The organism is Bacillus atrophaeus, from assembly GCF_039519175.1.
GTDB lineage: Bacteria > Bacillota > Bacilli > Bacillales > Bacillaceae > Bacillus > Bacillus atrophaeus.
Genome location: NZ_CP154443.1, coordinates 2,868,690 through 2,892,598 on the forward strand (window position 1 = coordinate 2,868,690; position 23,909 = coordinate 2,892,598).

Here is a 23,909-nt window from a genome sequence, read left to right on the forward strand (position 1 = left end):
ATATGCTGTAGACATTGTATTTCAAATGCAAGTAAATGAAATAAACAATAATCGCGGCAAGAAAGGACTTATCGAGACTTAGAGAGTTCACTATAATGAAGTAAATACATAAAGAGAAAGGATTGTTACCAATGAAAATTCTAGTGGCAGGAGCAGGCGGAGTAGGCGGATATATCGGCGGAAGGCTGGCGGAGCAGGGGAAAGACGTTACGTTTCTCGTCCGCCAGCAAAGAGCCGCGAAGTTAAAGAAAACAGGACTCGTTATTAAAAGTGAAAAAGGTAATATATCGTTTCAGCCTTCCTTAATTCAGGCAGGAGAAAACGGATCTTTCGACGTTGTCATTATCGCCTCTAAGGCCTACTCTTTACAGCATGTGATAGAGGATGTCAAACCCTTTATTCATGCTGAGTCGGTCATTATCCCTTTTTTAAACGGCTATCAGCACTACGAGCAGCTGTTTGCGGCATTTGCGAAAAGCCGGGTGCTTGGAGGTCTTTGCTTTATCGAAAGTGCATTAAATGAGGAGGGTGAAGTAATTCATACAAGCGCTTCCCACCGTTTTGTGTTCGGCGAATGGAATGGCGAACAGACTGAGAGAATGAAAGAGCTTGAGAAGGTGTTTGCCAACGTTAACGCAGAGGTCATGATAAGCAGAAATATAGAGAAGGACATATGGAAGAAGTATTTGTTTATTGCAGCTCAGGCGGGGATCACTTCTTTATTTCAAAAGCCGATCGGACCCATTTTGGAAACAGACAGCGGCAGAAATACTGCGAAAACCCTTATCGGAGAAATTGGTGCAATTTTGCGTGCGGAGGGGGTTCCGGCTGATCCTGATCTAGAGGAAGAGAGTTATTGCACGATGACAAAAATGTCTTATCAAATGAAATCCTCTATGCTGCGGGACATGGAAAAGGGACAAACAACAGAAGGAGACCATCTGCATGGCTTTTTGCTGGAAAAAGCAAGGGATTTATCAGTGATAGCTCCCGTTTTGGAAACCGTTTATGCGAATGTGCAAATCTATGAGGCGGAAACGAAATAAAAAAAGGAGGCGGTCAGCCTCCTTTTTTTGTTTAAAACGCCCAATTCCCATTTCTGAAAACAGGTTCTCTTTTTCCGTCTGCCGTAATGCCGTCAATACTCATATCTTTAGACCCTATCATAAAATCCACATGGGTAATGCTTTCATTCAGGCCTTCTTTTACGAGTTCCTCACGAGACATTTGTTTTCCGCCTTCAATGTTAAAGGCATAAGCACTGCCGATCGCCAAATGGTTTGACGCGTTTTCATCGAATAAGGTGTTATAAAAAAGAATATCCGACTTTGAAATCGGTGAATCATACGGCACAAGCGCCACTTCGCCAAGATAATGGGAGCCTTCATCCGTTTCAACTAATTCTTTTAGAATGTCTTCTCCTTTTTCGGCCTTAATATCTACAATACGGCCGTTTTTAAAGGTTAATGTAAAGTTATCGATAATATTTCCGCCATAACTTAAAGGCTTGGTGCTTGATACGGTTCCGTTTACACCGTCTTTTTGAGGCAGAGTGAACACTTCTTCGGTCGGCATGTTTGCCATAAATTCATTTCCGTTCTCATTAATGCTTCCTGCTCCCGCCCACACATGTTTCTTAGGAAGTTCAATCGTCAGGTCTGTTCCTTTCGCCTGATAATGCAAAGCGCTGTAGTGTTTCGCATTAAGATGATCGACCTTCTCATGAAGAGTTTGATCATGCTCTTTCCATGCTTGAACCGGATTTTCTTCATTTACCCGTGTTGTATTAAAAATCTCTTCCCACAGCAGCTGAATCGCTTCTTCTTCTGAATGACCGGGGAATACCTTTGATGCCCAGCCAGCCGATGCTGCGCCGATGACTGTCCAGCTAACCTTATCTGATTGAATATATTGTCTGTATGTATGTAATGCTTTACCTGCTGCTTTTTGGAAAGCCGCAATTCGTTTTGATTCGATCCCTTTTAATAAATCTGGGTTTGATGATACGACTGAAATAAAGGCGGCACCTTTCTCAGCAAGCGCTTCTTTGCCTTTCGCTTCCCACTCCGGATACTCGTCAAAGGCTTCAGGCGGCGCCAATTCATATTTTAATCTTGATACTTCATCGTCCTGCCAGTTCACTGTCACATGTTTTGCGCCTTTTTCATAAGCGTGCTTTACAATTAGCCGGACAAAACCCCGCACCTCTGTAGACGCGTTGACGACAACATGCTGCCCCTTTTGGACATTAACGCCGACTTCAACCGCCAGCAGGGCGTATGTGCTTAACTTCTTTGAAAAAGAATCCATGGTTCATTCCTCCTAATCCTTTTTCTCATCATAACAAATATTCTCTCGAAAAGAAAAGAAAGGAGCGTGATTGAAAAAAGGCACAGCAAGCGCTGCGCCTCTTACGGATGATTCAGTTTTACAGTTTCTCCTGCGGGTGAAGGAGGCATATTCGCCAACGAGATACTCATTCCCCCAAGAATAATTCCGCTCAAAATAATCGCTATAGCTACTCGTCTTCCCAAATCTCTGATCATTTGTTTCCTCCTTATGGTTTCTCCATTCCTCACCATATGAACGAAACAAGGGAAAGAGAAGCAAAAGATTTATTAAATTTGCTTCTGGGTTTGTAAAAGGCTTATTTAACGGCTTTTTGAAGTTTATCAATCACTTCTAAAGAGCGTCCGGTTCCGATTGCAACAGATTCAAGCGGATTAGGCGCAAGATGCACGGGAACGACAATTTCACTGGAAAGCCACTCTTTAATGCCGTTTAACAGCGCGCCTCCGCCTGTTAAAATCACGCCGCGGTCTACAATGTCCCCGCTCAGTTCAGGCGGACAGTCCTCAAGGGTGGCTCTGATGGCTTCAAGAATATGAAGGAGAGATTCGCGCATTGCACCTTGAATTTCATTTGACTGAAGCATAATTGTTTTCGGCAGCCCTGTTACAAGATCGCGGCCGCGAATTTCAAGTGTCTCAGGCGCATGTTCAATAAGCGCGTAGCCGATTTCCATTTTGACTTGCTCAGCAGTCCGTTCGCCAATCAGCAAATTATATTTCTTTCTGACGAAGGAGATGATATCTTCATCAAGCTGGTCGCCGCCGATACGGATGGAATGGCAAGATACAACACCGCCAAATGAAATAATGGCGACTTCAGTTGTTCCGCCGCCGATGTCTACCACTACATTGGCCACAGGCTCATCGACCGGCAGATCTGCACCTATTGCAGCAGCAACCGGTTCTTCAATTAAATGGACGTTTTTGGCGCCGCAATTTTTAACCGCGTCACTGATTGCGCGTCTTTCTACTGCCGTTGAGCCTGACGGGGTGCATACGACCACGTTTGGCTTTCTGAACGTCATGCCGATGCTTTTACCGGCTTTCTTCATGATGTGTTTTAACAAATCAGTTGTCATATCATAGTCTGCGATGACGCCGTCTTTCATAGGTCTGACTGCGACAATTTTTCCGGGTGTTTTCCCGATCATGTTTTTTGCATCGGTTCCGATCGCAAGTACTGCTTTTGTAGCCGTGTCTACTGCGACAACAGAAGGTTCATTTAAGATGATGCCTTTATTTTTACTGTAAACAAGTATATTAGCTGTTCCTAAGTCGATTCCAATTTCGGTTGATTGAAACATTTTTTCACCCAATCTCTATCCTGATTTAAAATGATTTTACATTTAAAGTTTCTTAAAAACTGTAGGATTTTTGGGGGTGGGTGTCGGGAATGAAATGTTTTTGTAAAAAAACAACGAATTATGTATTTGACGTAATAAACATTTCGTTATAATGTCAAAAATATCTCTTGTTTCTGTGGAAAAAAGGAAACTTTTTTAAAGTTTCATTCGTCTAGGTTGTATTAAGGTCTAGCCTTGAACTTAGATGACTAAAGAAACATTTAAAGGAAGTAGGGGATTTCTATGAAATCAATTGGTGTTGTAAGAAAAGTAGATGAACTTGGCCGTATTGTTATGCCGATAGAATTAAGAAGAGCGTTAGATATTGCGATTAAAGACAGTATTGAGTTCTTTGTAGACGGAGATAAAATCGTCTTGAAAAAATATAAGCCGCACGGCGTGTGTTTAATGACAGGGGAAATTACGACAGAAAATAAAGAATACGGCAATGGAAAAATCATTTTAAGTCCAGAAGGCGCACAGCAGCTGCTTGACGAAATTCAGGCTGCTTTAAAAGCATAATGTGAAAAGTGGTAAAAAAGGCGGGGGGCGATTCTCCGCCTTTTTTTGCGTGCAGGTGTCTGATGGCTAGTCTATTTGCCGTGCAAGCGCGATTTTATTTGATAAAAAACAGGTAAGGAACCCCAAATAATTGGGATACTTTTCATATTTTAATCAAATGTTTTCTAAACAATGTTACAATAAACAGAGAAACACAAGCGGCAGGTGGGAGTATGAAAAAATATCAAGCACGCATCATTTCCACATCTCTGGCAATGATTTTTATTTTGTTTTGGGATTATATATTCTATTATATCGAAAAAAATCCGATTAACTGGCCTGTTGATATTTTATTTTCAGCAGTCGTCATTTTCAGTGTCTGGATGATGGCGTATTATTTCGATCAAAAACAACAGCTTATTGAAAAAGTCCAAGAAAGTGAACGCAAGTACAAATATCTTTCTAATGAAAAGAACCGCATCATGGATAATTTGCAAGAAATCGTATTTCAAACAAATGCAAAAGGTGAAATTACATATTTAAATCAAGCATGGGTGATCATTACCGGCTATTCGATCAAAGAATGTATGGGAACCATGTATAATGACTACTTTATTAAAGAAAAACACGTAGTCGACTATATCAGCAACCAAATCAGAATAAAGGCATCCTCGGGCACGTTTAACGCAAAGTATGTCACAAAAGCCGGCGTGGAATTTTGGGGCGAAGTACATTATAAGCTTTACTATGACAAGTATCACCGGTTCACAGGAAGCTTGGGGACTTTGTCTGATATCACAGAGCGGAAAAACGCCGAAGAGAAATTGTTTGAAACAAATGAGCGGCTCGCGATGCAGTCGCAAAAGCTGGCAATCGCAGGAGAACTTGCAGCCGGTATCGCCCACGAGGTAAGAAACCCTTTAACATCAGTAAGCGGGTTCCTTCAGCTCATGAAGACGCAATATCCTGACAGAACAGATTATTTTGACATTATATTTTCTGAGATTAAAAGGATTGATTTAGTGCTCGGTGAACTGCTGCTTCTCGCAAAGCCGCAGACGGTTACCTTTAAGCCTCATAAAATCAACGGCATTTTGAAACAAGTGACAACATTGCTTGATACAAACGCGGTACTGTCCAATATTGTGATTGAGAAGAATTTTAATCTGACGGAAAGCTGCAAAATTAACGGAGACGAAAATCAGCTGAAACAAGTGTTTATTAATATTATCAAAAACGGAATTGAAGCGATGCCTGCCGGCGGCGTTATTAACATTTCTTCTGAGAAAAAAGGGTCTTACACAATCATCAGCATCAAAGATCAAGGAAGCGGCATGACAAAAGAAAATATGAAACAAATCGGTGAGCCTTTTTTCTCTACAAAGGAAAAGGGTACGGGGCTCGGCCTGCCGATTTGTTTAAGAATTTTGAAAGAACATAAAGGTGAATTGAAAATTGAAAGCGAATCTGGAAAAGGAAGCACGTTTTATGTTATTTTGCCTTTAGAGTCAGACAAGTGAGGGGAGATCAGGATGAATTCACTTCTGTTTGTATACGGCACATTAAGGAAGCATGAGACCTGTCACGGTGTCTTATCACAGTCAGCATGCGTAAATCAGCAGGCAAGAATAAAGGGAAAGATGTACGATACAGGACAAGGGCGCCCGGCTGCGGCGTTTTCAGAACATACATATATTTGCGGAGAAGTATATGAAGCGGACGAATCTGTCATACATAAACTGGACTTTCTGAAAGAAGGATATCATAAACGGCGGGTTACCGTTGAGACTGACACCGGAAAGAAAACAGCATATGCCTATTTCATTAAGGAAGAAGAATGCGCCGCTTACACCGAAATTAAAAGCGGCGATTGGAAAGAATATCAGATGATCAGCCGCAAACAAAAGCCAGTGTATTATTTTGCTTACGGATCATGTATGGACAACGCACGCTTTAAAACGGCACGGGTCGACCATTATTTTAATCATCTGGTAGGCGGAGCCGGTCTTCCGGGATATTCAACCCGATTTACGTTAAGAAGAGAAGATGGTTCAAGGGCTGATCTTGTAGAGGACGGAGGCTCGGCAGAAGGTGTGTTATACCGCCTTCCTTTTGAAGCCGTTGCTTATTTGTATAAAAGAGAAGGTGTTGATTCGCGCACTTATCGTCCGGCTTTTGTGGATGTCGAGGCAGACGGACATTTGTACACAGACTGTTTAACATTTCTTGTGCTGGATAAAAAAGCGGAAATCGCGCCGCCTGAGCACTATAGCAGAGAAATTGAACGGGGCGCGCAGCAGTATTTGTCAGCAGATTATGCTGAAAAGCTGAAGCGGCACATAGAATCCCTGCCTATACAGCATGTTCGTTAAAAATATGATAAAATTTTCATCATGATATGTTAACTAAAGGAGCTCCATTATGAAAAAAGAATTTGCAGTCATTGGACTTGGCCGCTTTGGAGGCAGCATTTGCAAAGCATTAAGTGAAGAGGGCCTTGAGGTTATGGCAATGGATATTGATGAGGACAAGGTAAATGAATATGCCAAAATCGCTTCTCATGCCGTAATCGGAGATTCGACGGACGAATCTGTTTTGAAAAATTTAGGCATGCGCAATTTTGATCATGTTATTGTAGCCATTGGTGAAAATATTCAAGCGAGTATTTTGACGACTCTGATATTAAAAGAATTGGGTGTCAACACAATCACGGTGAAAGCGCAAAACGATTATCATGAGAAAGTACTTTCTAAAATCGGCGCCGATCATATCGTGCATCCTGAACGTGACATGGCGAAAAGAATCGCCCATAACATTGTTTCAAATAATGTTCTTGATTATTTAGAACTTTCTGATGAGCACAGTCTCGTTGAGATTGTGGCAAACAGCCGCCTGGCCGGAAATACCTTGCTTGATTTAGACATCCGTGCCAAATACGGGGTAAACATCGTAGCCATTAAACGCGGGAAAGAGGTTATTGTGTCACCGCTGGCAACAGAAGTGATACAAAAAGAAGATATTTTAATTGTGATTGGTTCGATCACTGACATTTCCCGATTTGAAAAAAGAGTGCTGCACATAAAATAAATCAGATGTAATGCCGTTCGATCGCTATGAACGGTTTTTTTGTCTGTTTAATTATCTGAATATAAAAACATTCAATATGTTTGTACGATTTCTTCGGTTTTTTATTGACTAAGCATTATCGTTCCGATAGCATATTGTACCATATAAATAAAAAGAGGAGGGGGCATAATTGAATAAGGAAACATTGGTCAAACGGCTTGATGCTTCAGCCCGCCGGAGAAAAGCTGATACCGTCATCAAGAACGGAAAAATCATGGATGTTTTTAACCAAGAATGGATTCAAGCTGATATCGCCATTACTGACGGAGTGATCATCGGTCTGGGCCAGTATGAAGGGGAAGAAACAATAGACGCAGAAGGCCAAATGATTGTACCGGGTTTTATTGACGGACATGTACATATCGAATCCTCTATGGTGACACCGATTGAGTTTGCAAAAGCGGTTTTGCCGCATGGTGTGACAACCATTATTACTGATCCGCATGAAATCGCGAATGTCGCCGGAGGTAAAGGGATCAAATTTATGATTGAACAGGCGCGAAAAACGCCGCTGAATATACATTTTATGCTGCCCTCCAGTGTTCCCGCCGCAAGCTTCGAGAAATCTGGCGCCATCTTGAAAGCGGCAGACCTTAAGTCTTTCTATAAAGAGGAAGAGGTATTGGGGCTTGCGGAGGTTATGGATTATGTATCAGTCGGACAAGGCGAAGACGATATGCTGGATAAATTGCTTGATGCCAAGCTGGCCGGGAAGCGAATTGACGGCCATCTAGCCGGCTTGTCAACAGATTTCGTCAATATATACAGAACGGCTTTTGTCCTGAATGATCATGAAGTAACAACTAAAGAAGAAGCGCTTGACCGCATCAGAAGAGGAATGTATGTCATGCTTCGTGAAGGTTCAGTAGCCAAAAATGTCCTCAATGTTCTGCCGGCTGTAAATGAAAAAAATGCCCGCCGATTCTTTTTCTGTACGGATGATAAGCATGTGGATGATTTATTGGAAGAGGGAAGCATTAATCATCAGGTCAAAATAGCCATCAAAGCAGGGCTTGATCCGTTTTTAGCTTATCAATTGGGCAGCCTGAATGCCGCGGAATGCTACGGCCTTGATACAAAAGGCGCTATAGCACCGGGCTATGATGCTGATCTGCTGTTCATTTCAAATGTAGAAAATGTCAGTATCACTAAGACAATGGTAAAAGGACAAACAATCGCGGAAAAAGGAAGAAACGTATATCAAAACGAGCAGGAGTCTATTACACCAGATCAGTCTCTGCTTCAATCCGTCCGTCTTGCGCCTCTGAACAAACAAGATTTTGTCATACCAATTGACCCGAAAAAGAATATTCGTGTCATTCGTATTATCCCGAATCAGCTTGAAACAAAGCTGATTAGTGCCCCTGCGGCCAATAGTGTGTTTCAGCCGGATATCAATCAAGATTTATTAAAGATTGCTGTTGTTGAACGGCATAAAGCATTGAGGGAAACAGGCCTTGGGGTTGTTCAAGGCTTTGGTTTAAAAGACGGAGCGCTGGCGACTACGATTTCCCATGATTCACATAATATTATAGCTGTTGGCACGAACGATACGGATATAGCAGCTGCGGTCAATAAGCTCCAGGAAATCGGCGGCGGATTAACGGTCGTAAAAGGCGGCAAGGAGCTTCACTCCGTTCCGCTTCCGATCGCAGGTTTATTATCTGATCAATCTGCTGAATGGGTAAACGACAGCCTGCATGTTCTTCATGAACAGCTTTCATTGATCGGGTTCACCGGTGATTTCAATCCTTTCCTTACTCTTTCATTTTTGGCGTTACCAGTCATTCCTGATATAAAAATGACGACAAAAGGGCTTTTTGATGTAAAGGCGTTTCAACATATCTCATTACAATAAAAAAGATGCACTCAAGGTCGAGTGCATCTTTTTTTATACTTCCATAATAATCGGAAGGATCATCGGACGGCGTTTTGTCTTTTCGTATAGGAAAGGAGCAAGCGTGTCTGTTATTTCATTTTTAATTTCAGACCATTGAGTTGTTTTTCTTTCCATAACCGTTTCTAAATGGTTTGAAATCAGCTCTTGTGCGTCATGGATCAGATCACCGGATTCTCTCATATAAACGAATCCTCTTGAAATCAAGTCAGGACCTGCTGAGATTTTAAATTCATTCATATCCATGCTGACAACTACAATGACAAGTCCTTCTTCGGACAGAATTCTGCGGTCGCGAAGTACAATGTTGCCGATATCGCCAATTCCGCTTCCGTCAATATACACTGAACCGGATGGAATTTTGCCCGCTACAGAAGCTTCATTGCCTTTAAGCGCTAAAACCTCGCCATTATCCATGATAAAGCAGTTTTCTTCTGGTATGCCGCAATCTGTCGCAAGCTTGATATGCATTTTTTGCATTCTGTATTCCCCGTGAATCGGCATAAAGAATTTAGGCTTCATCAAGCGGAGCATCAGCTTTTGTTCTTCCTGTCCGCCGTGTCCGGATGTATGGATATCACTAAGCGATCCGTGAATAACCTCGGCACCGGCACGGTACAATTGGTTGATTGTACGGCTTACGCTGATTGTGTTCCCCGGTATAGGAGATGAAGAAAAGACTACCGTATCTCCCGGATTAATTGAGATTTGACGGTGAGTGCCATTTGCAATCCGTGACAATGCGGCCATCGGCTCTCCCTGGCTTCCCGTACATAAAATTGTTACTTTGTTTGCAGGGATCCGATTAATTTCATTGTGCTCGATAAATGTATTTTTAGGACAATTAATATACCCGAGATTTTGGCCTATTTCAATTGCCGATTCCATACTGCGTCCAAATACGGCGACTTTTCTGCCGTTTAACACGGCAGCTTCTATTACCTGCTGCAAACGGTGAATGTTCGAAGCAAAGGTTGCAAAGATAATTCTTCCGTCCACTTTTCGGAAAATATCGTGAATGCTCTCACCGACACGGCGTTCAGACATAGTGAAATCGGGTACTTCACTGTTTGTGCTGTCTGATAAGAGGCATAACACGCCTTCTTTTCCGATCTCAGCCATCTTTGTCAAGTCCGCCGGTTCACCGACTGGAGTAAAGTCGAACTTGAAGTCTCCAGTATGTACGATGTTTCCGGGCGGTGTTTTCACAACAACCCCGTAGGAATCCGGAATACTGTGAGTCGTTCTGAAGAAGGATACAGCTGTTTTTCTGAATTTAATAATATCGTCTTCACCGATAATATTGAGTTTCGTTTGTCTTAATAAACCATGCTCTTCAAGTTTATTCCGAAGTAAGCCGATCGCGAGTTTACCGCCGTAAACGGGAATATTAACTTGTCTGAGCAGATACGGAATGCCGCCAATGTGGTCTTCATGTCCGTGTGTAATAAACAAACCTTTAATTTTATCTTCGTTCTTAACTAAATACGTGTAATCGGGAATGACATAGTCAATGCCGAGAAGCTCATCTTCCGGAAACTTAATTCCCGCATCAATCAGAACAATCTCGTCTTGAAACTGCACTCCGTACGTATTTTTGCCGATTTCACCCAAACCTCCGAGGGCGAAAACAGCAGCCTGATCATTTTTTACAAATTTCATTCCGCTCATAACTCCAATACTTTAAAATTTTCGCTCTGTTTTTCGTATTCTAAAAAAGCACCGTCAACAGATTGAACAAATTCAATGTTATACTTTTTGTCTTTTAGCTTAGTTCTGACGTCTCTTTCTGATACGCCTTCAATGTAAAGTGAAGCTGTTTTTTCACGAACAGGTACTTCGTCAGCCTTCTCTTGATAAAATACCTTATAAATCATCCAAATCTCTCCTTAAATGCCGTATGTTAGACTCGCTTATTCTATTATATTCGAAAACCGAATATAAGAAAAGTCTTGAGCAAAAAAGGACCATTCGAAAAACGAAGGATCCCTTGTCAGGCAATGCCTTTTTTACGGAGCATTCCGTTCCATTGTCGTCTTATTTTTTTGCGTAATCGGCGCAGCATCTGAAAACCTCCTTACAAAACATATCAACTAGGCCAATTCTCTTTAAGGATAGTATGCGGAGTTATGATGTGAATTTTCATGGGTATTTATGGGATTTAAATGAAAAAGTAAAGGAAATGGTTTGCCCGAAGAAAAACTTTCTGTATGATGGGAGTGGGAAAGCATGTACTAAGTGACAATGGGATAAAGGAGAAATCAGCCATGGATACGAAATTAATCTTTCTGGATATTGACGGAACGATATATGATCATGATAAAAATATACCTGAGAGTACAAGGGAAACAGTTGCGGCGCTTCAGGAGCGGGGACACCATGTGTTTATCGCCAGCGGCCGTGCGCCGTTTATGGTTAAACCGATCTTGAATGAACTGGGGATCCATTCGTTTATCTCCTACAATGGACAGTACGTTGTCTTTGAAGGGGAAGTCATTTTTAAAAATCCGCTGCCTGAACAAGCGATCAAGCGTCTGTTAAAACAAGCCGGAGAAGGTAAGCACCCTGTTGTATTTATGGCGGAAGACGCCATGAAGACCAACACCGATAAGCATCCCCACGTATTCGAAGGGATCAGCAGTTTAAAGGCTCAGTATCCGGAACTGGATGAATTATTTTATGAGGGAAAAGAAATCTTCCAGCTCCTTTTATTCTGCCGCGATCATGAAGAAAAAGCGTATACGGCTATGAACGAGTTTGATTTCGTGCGATGGCATGAGGTTTCCACTGATGTGCTTCCTCGCGGCGGATCAAAAGCGGAAGGAATTAAAAAAGTGATCGAACGGCTTCCTTTTGACATCAGTGATACATATGCGTTCGGTGACGGGCTCAATGACCTGCAAATGATTGAGTTTGTCGGAACGGGCGTTGCCATGGGAAATGCAGTGCCGGAATTGAAAGAAATCGCGGATTTTGTGACCAAACCCGTAGATGAAGACGGGATCGCGTTTGCTGTAAAAGAATTAGGGCTTTTGAAATGAAAAAACGGCTGACACTACTGATGTGTCGGCCGTTTTTAATTTACCGTTCAATAGGGACTGCGTTTCCCGGTTCCCGAAATGGATTCTCTTTATCAATATGGTCATAAAACATCACGCCGTTCAGGTGATCAATTTCATGTTGAAATACAATAGCGAGGAAACCTTTTAACCGAATATCAATCTCTTCTCCTTCAAGCGTCGTTGCTTTCACTCTGATTCGGGCGTACCTGGGAACATAGCCTGGGATAGCCTCATCAACGGAAAGGCAGCCTTCTCCGCTGGTTAAATAGCTTTTTTCAACCGAATGGCTGATGATTTTCGGATTAAACAGTGCATAGCTGTACAAGGTTCCTGAAGCGTCCTCAGCGTGTATCGCTATCATTCGTTTGTTTATATTGATTTGAGGCGCAGCGAGCCCCACTCCGGGCCGAAGCTGATGCTGTTCAGCCAGCACAGGATCTTGGCTGTTTTTTACAAACTCAATCATCTCAGCCAGCTGTTTTTTTTCTGTATCACTTGCAGGCAGCTGAACGTTTTCAGCAACCTCTCTGAGTGCGGGATGTCCGTCACGCACAATATTCTCCATAGTAATCAAGAAACTTCACTCCTAAAGCTTAATATGTAAATTATAAAGGATTTCTTTAGCGCGGCGCAACGAATCAAATAAGACCAGCCGTTTTAAGGCTGGTCAATCGTCCGCATTTAGCAGCCTAAATAAGCAGCGCCGACGATAATCAACAAGATAAACAATACAACGATTAAAGCGAATGTGCGTCCGTAACCGCCTCCGCAGCCGCCTCCGCCGTACCCATAACCGCCGTAACTGCAACAGCCTCCGCCATATCCATAACCGTACATAAAAAAACCTCCTCTTGTAATTACGCGCAGCCTTTTTTTGTAGGCATAGCGTCTACTATAACCTATGTAAAAGCACAGAAGTTGTATGGTCATATGCCCTGATATTTCATTTTTTTATTTCATTTTTTTGAGCGCCGAGATTCTGCATAAATGAGGATTGGTTTGTCGAAACATTCAATTACAGCTCAGCTATTGTCAAAATCCGCGAGAGATCCTATAGTAGAAAATGTCAAGATTGGGGGATTTCAGCATGAAATTTAATAAAAAACACATATTTGCAGGAATCTGTGCGCTTGGAGCATCGAGTGTGCTGCTGACCGGCTGTGCGGAACAGGATCCGGTTGAATCGCTGCATGACTCATTAGAAAAAGTCGTGCAGCTGGAAAAACCGTTTCAAAAAGAACAGAAGACATTAGAAAAGTTGGAGAAAGATGAGAATAAGCTGTACGACAGCGTAATTCAATTGAATATGGATGATTATAAAAAGATCGTTTCATTATCAAATCAGGCACTTGATAATGCCAGCAAGCGTGAGGAACATCTGAAAACCGAAAAGAGCAGTATTGACGATTCCAAAAAGGAATTTAAAACAGCAAAAGAATCGGCAGAAGACATTAAAGATGAGAAAATTAAAGAAAAAGCTGAAAATGCAGCTTCCTATATGGAGAAGAGATATTCTTCCTACAGCTCCATGTATAAGGAATATGAAAAGGCAATCAAACTGGACAAAGAACTGTATAAGCTTATGAAGAAAAAAGACTTGACATTGGATGATTTAGATCAGCAGATCGACAAAGTGAACACTTCCTATGATAAAGTACTCAAACAAAGCGAAGAATTTAATAAGCAAACGGAAAAATATAATCAAGCAAGAGAAGAGTTATATAACACTGCAGGGTTTGATGTGAAAAAGAGCTGACTGGTCAGCTCTTTTTTTATTTAAAAATGAGTTTCGCTTAATTTTTAATTTTCTATTGTAGTACAGCACTCTGCTGTATACTAGTACAGTTTTGGAGGTGGGGAAACACAGGATGACCATTGAAAATATAAAGCGAATACATTTATTGAAAATCAATGATTAAAACGATTGACGGGTCTTCTTTGTTTAGTGTAAACTAATCCATGTTAAGTGATGTTGTATTAGTTTTTTTAAAACTACAAGATAATACAGTTCAGAATAGAATGTGACTATCCTACATAAAAGGTTTTGGCAAACTGGGGATCGGCTAAAATATATACGACTTACTGCTAATACTTTAGGGTACCCTAAGTTTGTATGTATAAAAGGTATGCACGTCTAATGACTGTTTAAAAGAAAGGAAGAGGTGACTTTAGTATGGCTGCAAAAACGAAAAAAGCTATCGTTGACAGTAAAAAGCAATTTGATGCCATTAAAAAGCAGTTCGAAACGTTCCAAATTTTAAATGAAAAGGGAGAAGTCGTGAATGAAGCGGCGATGCCTGATTTATCTGATGATCAATTAAAAGAGCTTATGCGCCGCATGGTATTTACGCGTGTGCTTGATCAGCGCTCCATTTCATTGAACCGCCAAGGGCGTCTCGGTTTCTACGCTCCTACTGCCGGTCAGGAAGCTTCACAAATTGCAACACATTTCGCGCTTGAAAAAGAAGATTTTGTTCTTCCGGGATACCGTGATGTGCCTCAGTTAATCTGGCATGGCCTTCCATTGTACCAAGCATTCCTTTTCTCTCGCGGACATTTCAGAGGAAACCAAATGCCTGATGATGTGAACGCCCTTTCTCCGCAAATCATTATCGGTGCGCAGTACATTCAAACTGCAGGTGTTGCACTAGGTCTTAAAAAACGCGGCAAGAAAGCTGTTGCAATTACTTATACTGGTGACGGGGGAGCTTCTCAAGGGGACTTCTACGAAGGAATCAACTTTGCCGGTGCTTATAAAGCCCCTGCGATTTTCGTTGTTCAAAACAACCGTTACGCAATCTCAACTCCGGTTGAAAAACAATCTGCAGCGAGCACAATTGCTCAAAAAGCGGCAGCTGCTGGTATTGTCGGTGTTCAAGTAGACGGAATGGATGCACTTGCTGTGTACGCTGCAACTGCAGAAGCACGCGAACGCGCTGTAAACGGCGAAGGCCCGACTTTGATTGAAACTCTTACATTCCGTTACGGCCCGCACACAATGGCTGGTGACGATCCGACGAAATACCGTACGAAAGAAATTGAAAACGAATGGGAACAAAAAGATCCGCTTGTTCGTTTCCGCGCGTTCTTAGAAAACAAAGGCCTATGGTCTGAAGAAGAAGAAACGAAAGTTATTGAGGCTGCTAAAGAAGAAATCAAGCAAGCCATCAAAAAAGCGGATGAAGAACCAAAACAAAAAGTATCAGATTTAATCAATATTATGTATGAAGAACTGCCTTACAACCTTGAAGAGCAGTTAGAAACTTATACACAGAAGGAGTCGAAGTAAGCCATGGCGCAAATGACAATGATTCAAGCAATCACGGATGCGTTACGCACAGAACTGAAAAATGACGAAAACGTCTTAGTTTTCGGAGAAGACGTTGGTGTAAACGGCGGCGTATTCCGTGCGACTGAAGGTTTGCAAAAAGAATTTGGTGAGGATCGCGTATTTGACACGCCACTTGCTGAATCTGGTATCGGCGGTCTTGCCCTTGGTTTAGGCTTAAATGATTTCCGTCCGGTTATGGAGATTCAATTCTTCGGATTTGTATATGAAGTAATGGATTCAGTTTCAGGACAAATGGCACGTATGCGCTACCGTTCAGGCGGACGCTGGACTTCACCAGTTACGATCCGTTCTCCTTTCGGCGGCGGTGTTCATACTCCTGAACTTCACGCTGACAGCTTGGAAGGGCTTGTAGCTCAGCAGCCTGGTCTTAAAGTTGTTATCCCGTCAACTCCGTATGACGCTAAAGGTCTTTTGATCTCTGCAATCCGCGACAATGATCCGGTTGTATTCTTAGAGCATATGAAGCTGTACCGTTCTTTCCGTCAGGAAGTTCCTGAAGAAGAGTACACAATTGAACTTGGCAAAGCTGATGTGAAACGTGAAGGAACTGATCTTTCCATCATCACTTACGGTGCAATGGTTCATGAATCATTAAAAGCTGCTGAAGAGCTTGAAAAAGACGGCATTTCTGCTGAGGTTGTCGACCTTCGCACAGTCAGCCCGCTTGATATTGAAACGATCATCGCATCTGTAGAAAAAACAGGCCGCGCGATTGTGGTCCAAGAGGCTCAAAAACAAGCCGGCGTTGCTGCTAACGTAGTAGCTGAAATTAACGACCGCGCGATCTTAAGCTTGGAAGCTCCTGTGCTTCGCGTAACAGCGCCTGACACAGTATTTGCTTTCTCTCAAGCTGAGAGCGTATGGCTTCCAAACCATAAAGACGTTCTTGAAACAGCCAGAAAAGTACTTGAATTTTAATCAAACTTCATAAAAAGGAGGAAAAGACTTGATCTTTTCCTCCATTATATAATCAGAGGCGTGTGTTTCTGAATTTTCAATGCTTACGATTCAAACTTAAAATTGCTTAATCAAACTAGGAGGTCGAGAACTGTGGCATTTGAATTTAAACTTCCAGATATCGGGGAAGGTATCCACGAAGGCGAAATCGTAAAATGGTTTGTCAAGCCAAACGACGAGGTAGACGAAGATGATGTGCTTGCAGAAGTACAAAATGATAAAGCAGTAGTAGAAATTCCTTCACCTGTAAAAGGAAAAGTATTAGAATTAAAAGTTGAAGAGGGAACAGTTGCAACTGTTGGACAAACGATTATTACGTTTGATGCACCTGGTTACGAAGACCTTCAATTTAAAGGAAGCGAAGAGTCAGGCGACGCAAAAACTGAAGCGCAAGTTCAGTCAACTGGTGAAGCCGGACAAGACGTAGCTAAAGAAGAACGCGCAGAAGAGCCTGCTAAAGCAACTGGTGCCGGACAACAGGACCAAGCGGAAGCAGATCCGAATAAACGCGTTATCGCGATGCCTTCTGTACGCAAATATGCGCGCGAAAAAGGCGTTGATATCAAAAAAGTAACAGGTTCTGGAAACAACGGACGTGTTGTAAAAGAAGATATTGACAGCTTCGTAAATGGGGGAGCATCTCAAGAGACAGCTGCGCCGCAAGAAACAGCATCGAAAGAATCTGCTGCTAAGCCGGCTGCTGCTGCTGCACTAGCTCCTGAAGGCGAGTTCCCTGAGACACGCGAAAAAATGAGCGGTATCCGCAAAGCAATTGCTAAAGCGATGGTTAACTCTAAACATACTGCTCCTCACGTTACTCTAATGGACGAAATTGATGTAACAAACCTTGTTGCTCATCGTAAACAGTTCAAACAGGTTGCTGCTGATCAAGGAGTTAAACTGACATACTTGCCTTATGTTGTTAAAGCTCTTACATCTGCACTTAAAAAATTCCCTGTTCTAAACACTTCAATTGACGATAAAACAGATGAAGTTGTTCAGAAGCATTACTACAACATCGGTATCGCTGCTGATACTGAAAAAGGCTTGTTAGTTCCTGTTGTGAAAAATGCTGATCGTAAAGCGATCTTTGAAATTTCTGATGAAATCAACGGCCTTGCAACAAAAGCACGTGAAGGTAAGCTTGCTCCTGCAGAAATGAAAGGCGCATCTTGCACAATCACTAACATCGGTTCTGCGGGCGGACAATGGTTCACTCCGGTTATCAACCATCCAGAGGTTGCGATTCTCGGAATCGGCCGCATTGCTGAAAAAGCGATTGTACGTGACGGCGAAATTGTAGCTGCTCCAGTCTTGGCTCTTTCTCTCAGCTTTGACCACCGTATGATTGACGGAGCAACTGCACAAAATGCGTTAAATCACATCAAGCGTTTACTAAACGATCCACAATTAATTTTAATGGAGGCGTAATGTTATGGTAGTAGGAGATTTCCCTATTGAAACAGATACTCTTGTCATTGGTGCGGGACCTGGCGGCTATGTAGCTGCCATCCGCGCTGCTCAGCTTGGACAAAAAGTAACAGTCGTTGAAAAAGCAACTCTTGGAGGCGTTTGTCTGAACGTGGGATGTATCCCTTCAAAAGCGCTGATCAATGCAGGCCACCGTTATGAGAATGCTAAGCATTCTGATGATATGGGTATCACTGCTGAGAACGTAACAGTTGACTTTACAAAAGTTCAAGAATGGAAAGCCTCTGTAGTTGACAAGCTTACAGGCGGTGTTGCAGGTCTTTTGAAAGGCAACAAAGTTGATGTCGTAAAAGGCGAAGCTTATTTTGTAGACAGCAATTCTGTCCGTGTAATGGATGAGAACTCTGCTCAAACATACACGTTCAAAAACGCGATCCTTGCAACTGGGTCTCGTCCTATCGAATTGCCAAACTTCAAATATAGCGATCGCGTTCTGAATTCAACAGGCGCTCTTGCTCTTAAAGAAATTCCTAAGAAACTTGTCGTTATCGGCGGCGGTTACATCGGAACAGAGCTTGGCACAGCGTATGCGAACTTCGGAACTGAACTTGTGATTTTAGAAGGCGGAGACGAAATTCTTCCTGGCTTTGAAAAACAAATGAGTTCTCTTGTGAAACGCAACCTGAAGAAAAAAGGCAACGTTGAAATTCATACAAAAGCGATGGCGAAAAGCGTTGAAGAAAAAGCTGACGGCGTAACAGTCACTTTTGAAGTAAATGGTGAAGAGAAAACCGTTGATGCTGATTACGTATTAATCACAGTCGGACGCCGTCCAAACACTGACGAGCTTGGCTTAGAGCAAGTCGGCGTTGAAATGACAGACCGCGGTGTCGTAAAAACCGATAAACAATGCCGTACGAACGTACCTAACATTTACGCGATCGGTGATATTATCGACGGACCGCCGCTTGCTCATAAAGCGTCTTACGAAGGTAAAATCGCTGCAGAAGCAATCGCTGGTGAGCCTGCAGAAATTGATTACCTTGGTATTCCTGCGGTTGTCTTCTCTGAGCCTGAGCTTGCATCAGTCGGTTACACTGAAGCACAGGCGAAAGAAGAAGGCCTTGAGATTGTTGCTGCTAAATTCCCATTTGCAGCAAACGGCCGCGCGCTTTCTCTTAACGAAACTGACGGCTTCATGAAGCTGATCACTCGTAAAGAGGATGGCCTTGTAATCGGTGCGCAAATCGCCGGAGCAAGCGCTTCTGACATGATTTCTGAATTAAGCTTGGCAATCGAAGGCGGCATGACTGCTGAAGATATCGCTATGACAATTCACGCTCACCCAACATTGGGAGAGATCACGATGGAAGCTGCTGAAGTGGCAATCGGGAGCCCGATTCATATTGTGAAATAATTGTTAGATTATACAACAAAACAGCCTCTGCTTAGGTGCGGAGGCTGTTTTTTATTTTGCCAAAACATGCTGTAATGGCTTAATGATATCTTCTTTCCTTTTTACGCATCCCTCTATCTTCACTACAACATGACTTTGATCTACAACCATAAGTGTCGGGACGGTTTCTATTTCATCTTCCCATCCTTTTTTATCATCATAAACCTTCATATTTTCCACATGATCAGGATAATCCTTCTCTAAATCAAGAAGGGCGTCATAATAAGGAACTTCTTTATCTATATGGTCTTCATCAGAAAAAAACAGGATTTGAGTATGATGAATGCTGTCGACCCCGCTTTTTTTGACTGGGCTGATAGTCGAAAGAGTGCAGCCTGACAAAACCAATATCGTGATTACAATGGGGATTGCCGCGCGAAATAGCATCTATCTTTCTCCTCTGTTTAAGATTATTAAACTTGTATTTCACCATTGGTAAACTAGTTCTAGTCTATCATGAGAACCGTTTAATCCTTGGCTTGTTACCTAATTGTTATATAATTGAAACCGTTTTTAAAGACAGATAACAAAACCTTCATATGGGCTGTATGAGTGAGTCGTTTCAGATGACACATTATTCTTCGTTCTGATCAAATTTTTTCGTTATACTGGGGGAAAATATAAATTTGAAATACGGAGGGTTTTGATGTTTAAAGCGTTTGTATTTATAACGATGATGCTGCTTTTGGCAGCCTGTAATTCTGAAACTAGTACAAATGAGGAAGGAAAAACAGACAAAACACATTCTCATGTGTCCGATAAGGAGAGCCAGCAGCAAAAAAACGAGAAGAAAAAAGCTGAGAAAGACGATAAAGCCGAAAAAAAAGAAGCCAAGTATGAAATCAATCCTGACACCGCTTCTGTTCAGAAGCTGAAGGGAAATAAGGAAGAAAAGCCAGTTGTGCTCTTAACAATTGACGACGCACCTGATAAGCATTCAGCAGATATTGCAGATCAATTGCACAAACTGAATGCATCAGCAATCTTTTTTGTGAATGGACATTTTTTAAAAAATGAAGAAAATAAAAAAGCATTAAAGCATATTTATGATTTAGGTTTTATGATTGGCAATCATACAATGACACATCAAAATTTAAAGGATTTGTCAGAAAAAGAACAAAAAGAAGAAATTCTCGGTGTGAATAAAATGGTCGAGGATGTAACCGGAGAAAAGCCTGCATTTTTCAGAGCGCCTTTCGGAAGCAATACAGATTATAGTGAGAAGCTGATTAAGCAGGAGGGCATGGTGAAAATGAATTGGACGTACGGGTATGATTGGGAAACAAAATACCAATCAAAAGATGCCCTTACTGATATCATGGTGAACAGCCCTTATTTAACTGACGGAGCTAATTTATTGATGCATGATCGGGAGTGGACAGATCATGCAATGCCGCAAATTGTGACAAAGTTAAGAGATAAAGGATACAAAATCATTGATCCGAGAGAAATAAAACAAGTGGCTGAATAACTCATTAATAAACATTTTTCATCCTCAAAAAATAAATGTGACATACAGTTTGTTGTTGACATTTTAAATGTGACATATTAATATAATAACAACAAAAGAAATTAAGCGTTTTCAAAAAAAGAGAAATGGGGAATGAGAGATGGGAACGATTGTTTGCCAAGACTGTAACGAAGCCATTCATTACTTTGAGGATGAGAAGGTTACAACGTTTTATGGAACGTGCTGCGGACAATGTCAGTGTCATCTTGAAGAAGAATAATAAAAGCATGCGGTGTAAAAACCGCATGCTTTTTTGTTGATTATTTTATTGTATGGCTTTTTGTTCCTTTATAACTCGAATCATTTGCAGCGTGGAATCTTCAGGTCCTTGGACAGGAAGCCCTGCTTCAAGATTCTTAAATATATAGCTGACGTTTTCTTCTGTAATGATCTCGCCGGGAATAAAGATCGGAATTCCGGGCGGGTATACCATAACAAACTCAGCGATTATTCGTCCCGCAGACTCTTTTAAAGGGATGATTTCTGTATTGGCGTAAAAAGCGTCACGCGGAGTCATCGCGAGTAACGGAATATTAGGAAGAAGAACCTCCGTTTGATTTTGTTTACACTCACTTGCTGAAGCTTGGCGGGCGATTTCTTCCAATGCCGTCACCAAACGCTCTGCATCATCAGTCCGGTCTCCGGGGGTAAAGATACACAAGATATTATACAAATCCGACAGTTCTACTTCGATGTTATATGATTCACGGAGCCATTTTTCTACATCGTGACCTGTAAGCCCCAAATCCTTAACGGAAATGATCAATTTTGTCGGGTCATAATGGTACGCCGCTTTTGAACCGATGATCTCGGAGCCTACACAATATATGCCTTCGATATGATTCAGCCGTTCTCTCGTTTTGCCGGCAAGCATAATGGTTTCTTCAATGAGCTGATACCCTTCTGTCGCCAGACGTTTTCTTGCCACGTCTAAAGAAGCCAGAAGCAGATATGATGTGGATGTCGTTGTCATCATACTGAGAATGGTTTGGACTCTTTCTTTTGACACAAGGCCTTCTTTTATATTTAAAATAGAGCTTTGGGTCAGCGATCCGCCCAATTTGTGAACACTGGTTGCTGCCATATCGGCTCCGGCCTGCATGGCTGAAAGCGGCAATTGGTCATGGAAATGAATATGAACGCCATGTGCTTCATCTACGAGCACGGGCACATCAAAGGAATGAGCAAGCTCCACAATGCTTTTCAAATCAGCGGCCACTCCAAAATACGTCGGATTGATAACCAATAGTCCCTTGGCATCAGGATGCTCAGTGAGTGCCCGTTTGGCCGATTCCGGAGTGATTCCGTGAGATATTCCAAGTTCATTGTCAATTTCAGGATGAATAAAAATAGGAACAGCTCCAGAAAATACAATGGCTGTCATAATTGACTTGTGAACGTTTCGCGGAATGATGATTTTGTCTCCCGGTCCGCAAACCGCCATTACCATTGTCATTATGGCGCCGCTGGTTCCTTGTACAGAAAAGAACGTATGATCAGCGCCAAAAGCTTTGGCAGCGAGATCCTGCGCATCTTTTATAATACCCTTCGGCGCATGAAGGTCATCCAATGGTTCAATGTTAATTAAATCTATACTTAGCGCATTTTCGCCGATAAATTGTCTGAATTCAGGGTCCATTCCTGCCCCTTTTTTGTGGCCGGGAATGTGAAATTGGACAGGCTGTCTGCTTGCGTGATTTTTCAGCCCGGTATATAGGGGTGTATCATGTTGCGACAATTGTTTTCCCACCTTCTTCATAATACCTTAACGTTAGTGTGTGTTATATTTAGTTTGTCAAACCGATTTTAGACGTAAAACAAATGAATTATATTACGAACTTGAAAGAAAGTAAAGAACAATTTATGATCTAATAAGGATGTTTCCTAAAAGGGAAGCAGTGAATAAGGAGTGAAGAAAATGAATTACCAATATCCGATGGATGAGGATTGGACAACAGAAGAAGCGGTAGATGTGATTGCTTTTTTTCAGCAGGTTGAATTAGCCTACGAAAAAGGGGCTAACCGTGAAGAACTGCTGAGTGCCTATCGGCGCTTTAAAGAAATAGTGCCGGGGAAAGCGCAGGAAAAAACGTTATGCAGCGAGTTTGAAGAGCAAAGTACATATTCTCCGTACCGTACGGTAAAACAAGCGAAGGGATCAGAAGAAGCGATCATTAAAATGTAAGAAAACGAGCCGGATGAAAGTCACGGCTCGTTTTTCTTATGCTTGCGTCACTTTTTGGGTCAGTCGGTACAAAAAGGCAAGCTGTTGAAATGCATCTTCAATTTTTGAAAGAAACTCCTGGTTATTCATCTGAAGCACTTCTTCTTTTTGAAGCTGAATGCCGCATAAGAGCTCGGCTTTTTTGATTGTTTGTAATCGTTCGAACAAGGTTTTGAGCTGTTCTCTGTCCATGTCTGATTGCTTGTACACGCCAGGTTTCGTATGATCGGCTGACCAGACAAAGCTTCCGGGGATTTTTTTTGTGATACTGTCTTGCTGTGCTTCGAGCAATTTTCCGTATTCCTCTTTAATCGGAGACTCATAAATAATCGCAAACCATACAAATACATGAGTTTCCCACAGCCCGATTTGAAAATGAGGCAGTTTTTTGTATCCTCTTTTACTGTTGGCAAACGCAACCCAGCTATCGGCAGGAGGGTTGACGGATCTTCTGGCGTGCTTTGCGACATGGGGAAACATTTCGTCACCGGTTAGAGCGGATAAAGAAGGTGCGAAATGCTCTCCTAAAGCGGTCAGTTTCGGCCGGACTTGCTCTTTCAGCACCTCCATACGGGCATCCAAACCTTCTATAGTAAATGTGTTAAAGTCTTCTTCCGTAAAACGCATGTGTGTCATGATTTTCCTCCTTAAACTAAGTATTCATATTTTATCACAGTTAGAATCACCAGCAAAAACATT

25 protein-coding genes are annotated in these 23,909 nt (G+C 42.0%); 15 read left to right on the plus strand and 10 right to left on the minus strand.

What is annotated here, in order from left to right; translation table 11 throughout:
* Positions 1–131: 131 nt before the first annotated feature.
* Positions 132–1,046, plus strand: a complete 915-nt coding sequence (locus AAHT65_RS14625) for a ketopantoate reductase family protein (RefSeq protein WP_094231954.1) — start codon at positions 132–134, stop codon at positions 1,044–1,046.
* Positions 1,047–1,077: 31 nt separating this feature from the next.
* Here AAHT65_RS14625 and AAHT65_RS14630 read toward each other — a convergent pair whose 3' ends face one another.
* The 3 genes from AAHT65_RS14630 to mreBH form a co-directional block, all read right to left on the minus strand.
* Entirely contained in the window at positions 1,078–2,310 is a 1,233-nt protein-coding gene (locus AAHT65_RS14630) for an aminopeptidase (RefSeq protein ID WP_094231955.1), read from the minus strand.
* A gap of 101 nt (positions 2,311–2,411) precedes the next feature.
* Entirely contained in the window at positions 2,412–2,546 is a 135-nt protein-coding gene (locus AAHT65_RS14635; protein WP_010788482.1) for a protein YkpC, read from the minus strand.
* Between the two features lie 101 nt (positions 2,547–2,647).
* Positions 2,648–3,655, minus strand: a complete 1,008-nt coding sequence (gene mreBH / locus AAHT65_RS14640) for a cell shape-determining protein MreBH (protein WP_094233180.1) — start codon at positions 3,653–3,655, stop codon at positions 2,648–2,650.
* Between the two features lie 282 nt (positions 3,656–3,937).
* On the opposite strand from mreBH, the gene abhA reads away from it, so the two are divergent.
* The 5 genes from abhA (at position 3,938) to ade (ending at position 9,179) form a co-directional block, all read left to right on the plus strand.
* Positions 3,938–4,216 carry a transcriptional regulator AbhA gene (gene abhA / locus AAHT65_RS14645; RefSeq protein WP_003329146.1) on the plus strand — a complete coding sequence of 93 codons (279 nt, stop codon included), beginning with the start codon at positions 3,938–3,940 and terminating at the stop codon, positions 4,214–4,216.
* Between the two features lie 212 nt (positions 4,217–4,428).
* The gene (locus AAHT65_RS14650) at positions 4,429–5,715 is read left to right on the plus strand and encodes an ATP-binding protein (RefSeq protein WP_003329145.1); all 1,287 of its coding nucleotides are present in this window, start codon (positions 4,429–4,431) and stop codon (positions 5,713–5,715) included.
* A 12-nt stretch (positions 5,716–5,727) separates the two neighbouring features.
* Entirely contained in the window at positions 5,728–6,567 is an 840-nt protein-coding gene (locus AAHT65_RS14655) for a gamma-glutamylcyclotransferase (RefSeq protein ID WP_343310441.1), read from the plus strand.
* Positions 6,568–6,616: 49 nt separating this feature from the next.
* The gene (gene ktrC, locus AAHT65_RS14660) at positions 6,617–7,282 is read left to right on the plus strand and encodes a Ktr system potassium transporter KtrC (RefSeq protein ID WP_061571456.1); all 666 of its coding nucleotides are present in this window, start codon (positions 6,617–6,619) and stop codon (positions 7,280–7,282) included.
* 169 nt (positions 7,283–7,451) lie between these two features.
* On the plus strand, positions 7,452–9,179 hold the full coding sequence (ade, locus tag AAHT65_RS14665; RefSeq protein WP_343310442.1) for an adenine deaminase: 1,728 nt from the start codon (positions 7,452–7,454) through the stop codon (positions 9,177–9,179).
* A 33-nt stretch (positions 9,180–9,212) separates the two neighbouring features.
* On the opposite strand, the gene rnjA is transcribed toward ade, so the two are convergent.
* Together rnjA and AAHT65_RS14675 are read right to left on the minus strand one after the other, a co-directional pair.
* Positions 9,213–10,880: a ribonuclease J1 gene (gene rnjA, locus AAHT65_RS14670; RefSeq protein WP_003329141.1), complete on the minus strand. Its 1,668-nt coding sequence runs from the start codon at positions 10,878–10,880 to the stop codon at positions 9,213–9,215.
* 5 nt (positions 10,881–10,885) lie between these two features.
* Positions 10,886–11,095, minus strand: coding sequence for a DNA-dependent RNA polymerase subunit epsilon (locus AAHT65_RS14675; protein WP_003329140.1), 210 nt, complete (start codon positions 11,093–11,095; stop codon positions 10,886–10,888).
* 390 nt (positions 11,096–11,485) lie between these two features.
* Between AAHT65_RS14675 and AAHT65_RS14680 the strand changes: the two genes are divergently transcribed.
* Positions 11,486–12,259, plus strand: coding sequence for a Cof-type HAD-IIB family hydrolase (locus AAHT65_RS14680; protein WP_003329138.1), 774 nt, complete (start codon positions 11,486–11,488; stop codon positions 12,257–12,259).
* A gap of 40 nt (positions 12,260–12,299) precedes the next feature.
* On the opposite strand, the gene def is transcribed toward AAHT65_RS14680, so the two are convergent.
* Together def and AAHT65_RS14690 are read right to left on the minus strand one after the other, a co-directional pair.
* Positions 12,300–12,854 carry a peptide deformylase gene (gene def, locus AAHT65_RS14685; protein ID WP_268537703.1) on the minus strand — a complete coding sequence of 185 codons (555 nt, stop codon included), beginning with the start codon at positions 12,852–12,854 and terminating at the stop codon, positions 12,300–12,302.
* Positions 12,855–12,961: 107 nt separating this feature from the next.
* The gene (locus tag AAHT65_RS14690; protein ID WP_035175110.1) at positions 12,962–13,117 is read right to left on the minus strand and encodes a YjcZ family sporulation protein; all 156 of its coding nucleotides are present in this window, start codon (positions 13,115–13,117) and stop codon (positions 12,962–12,964) included.
* Between the two features lie 250 nt (positions 13,118–13,367).
* Here AAHT65_RS14690 and AAHT65_RS14695 point away from each other — a divergent pair, with 250 nt between their 5' ends.
* From AAHT65_RS14695 to lpdA, 5 genes are all read left to right on the plus strand, one after another.
* Complete coding sequence (locus tag AAHT65_RS14695) at positions 13,368–14,036, plus strand: YkyA family protein (protein ID WP_081112785.1); 669 nt, start codon at positions 13,368–13,370, stop codon at positions 14,034–14,036.
* A 417-nt stretch (positions 14,037–14,453) separates the two neighbouring features.
* Positions 14,454–15,569, plus strand: coding sequence for a pyruvate dehydrogenase (acetyl-transferring) E1 component subunit alpha (gene pdhA / locus AAHT65_RS14700; protein WP_003329134.1), 1,116 nt, complete (start codon positions 14,454–14,456; stop codon positions 15,567–15,569).
* A gap of 3 nt (positions 15,570–15,572) precedes the next feature.
* The gene (gene pdhB / locus AAHT65_RS14705) at positions 15,573–16,550 is read left to right on the plus strand and encodes a pyruvate dehydrogenase complex E1 component subunit beta (RefSeq protein ID WP_003329133.1); all 978 of its coding nucleotides are present in this window, start codon (positions 15,573–15,575) and stop codon (positions 16,548–16,550) included.
* Positions 16,551–16,682: 132 nt separating this feature from the next.
* The gene (gene pdhC, locus AAHT65_RS14710) at positions 16,683–18,020 is read left to right on the plus strand and encodes a pyruvate dehydrogenase complex dihydrolipoyllysine-residue acetyltransferase (protein ID WP_343310443.1); all 1,338 of its coding nucleotides are present in this window, start codon (positions 16,683–16,685) and stop codon (positions 18,018–18,020) included.
* 4 nt (positions 18,021–18,024) lie between these two features.
* Entirely contained in the window at positions 18,025–19,437 is a 1,413-nt protein-coding gene (gene lpdA / locus AAHT65_RS14715) for a dihydrolipoyl dehydrogenase (RefSeq protein ID WP_003329131.1), read from the plus strand.
* Between the two features lie 51 nt (positions 19,438–19,488).
* On the opposite strand, the gene AAHT65_RS14720 is transcribed toward lpdA, so the two are convergent.
* Positions 19,489–19,863 (minus strand): hypothetical protein, encoded by a 375-nt coding sequence (locus AAHT65_RS14720; protein WP_003329130.1) that lies wholly within the window; start codon positions 19,861–19,863, stop codon positions 19,489–19,491.
* A gap of 259 nt (positions 19,864–20,122) precedes the next feature.
* On the opposite strand from AAHT65_RS14720, the gene AAHT65_RS14725 reads away from it, so the two are divergent.
* Complete coding sequence (locus AAHT65_RS14725; RefSeq protein ID WP_343310444.1) at positions 20,123–20,947, plus strand: polysaccharide deacetylase family protein; 825 nt, start codon at positions 20,123–20,125, stop codon at positions 20,945–20,947.
* Positions 20,948–21,086: 139 nt separating this feature from the next.
* The gene (locus AAHT65_RS14730) at positions 21,087–21,206 is read left to right on the plus strand and encodes a GapA-binding peptide SR1P (RefSeq protein ID WP_003329127.1); all 120 of its coding nucleotides are present in this window, start codon (positions 21,087–21,089) and stop codon (positions 21,204–21,206) included.
* Positions 21,207–21,251: 45 nt separating this feature from the next.
* Here the strand turns inward: AAHT65_RS14730 and AAHT65_RS14735 are convergent, their stop codons facing one another.
* Positions 21,252–22,724, minus strand: coding sequence for an aminotransferase class I/II-fold pyridoxal phosphate-dependent enzyme (locus tag AAHT65_RS14735; RefSeq protein WP_003329126.1), 1,473 nt, complete (start codon positions 22,722–22,724; stop codon positions 21,252–21,254).
* A gap of 180 nt (positions 22,725–22,904) precedes the next feature.
* Between AAHT65_RS14735 and AAHT65_RS14740 the strand changes: the two genes are divergently transcribed.
* Entirely contained in the window at positions 22,905–23,171 is a 267-nt protein-coding gene (locus AAHT65_RS14740; RefSeq protein ID WP_003329125.1) for a UPF0223 family protein, read from the plus strand.
* A 36-nt stretch (positions 23,172–23,207) separates the two neighbouring features.
* Here AAHT65_RS14740 and AAHT65_RS14745 read toward each other — a convergent pair whose 3' ends face one another.
* Positions 23,208–23,846, minus strand: coding sequence for a YktB family protein (locus AAHT65_RS14745; protein WP_003329124.1), 639 nt, complete (start codon positions 23,844–23,846; stop codon positions 23,208–23,210).
* Positions 23,847–23,909: the final 63 nt, after the last annotated feature.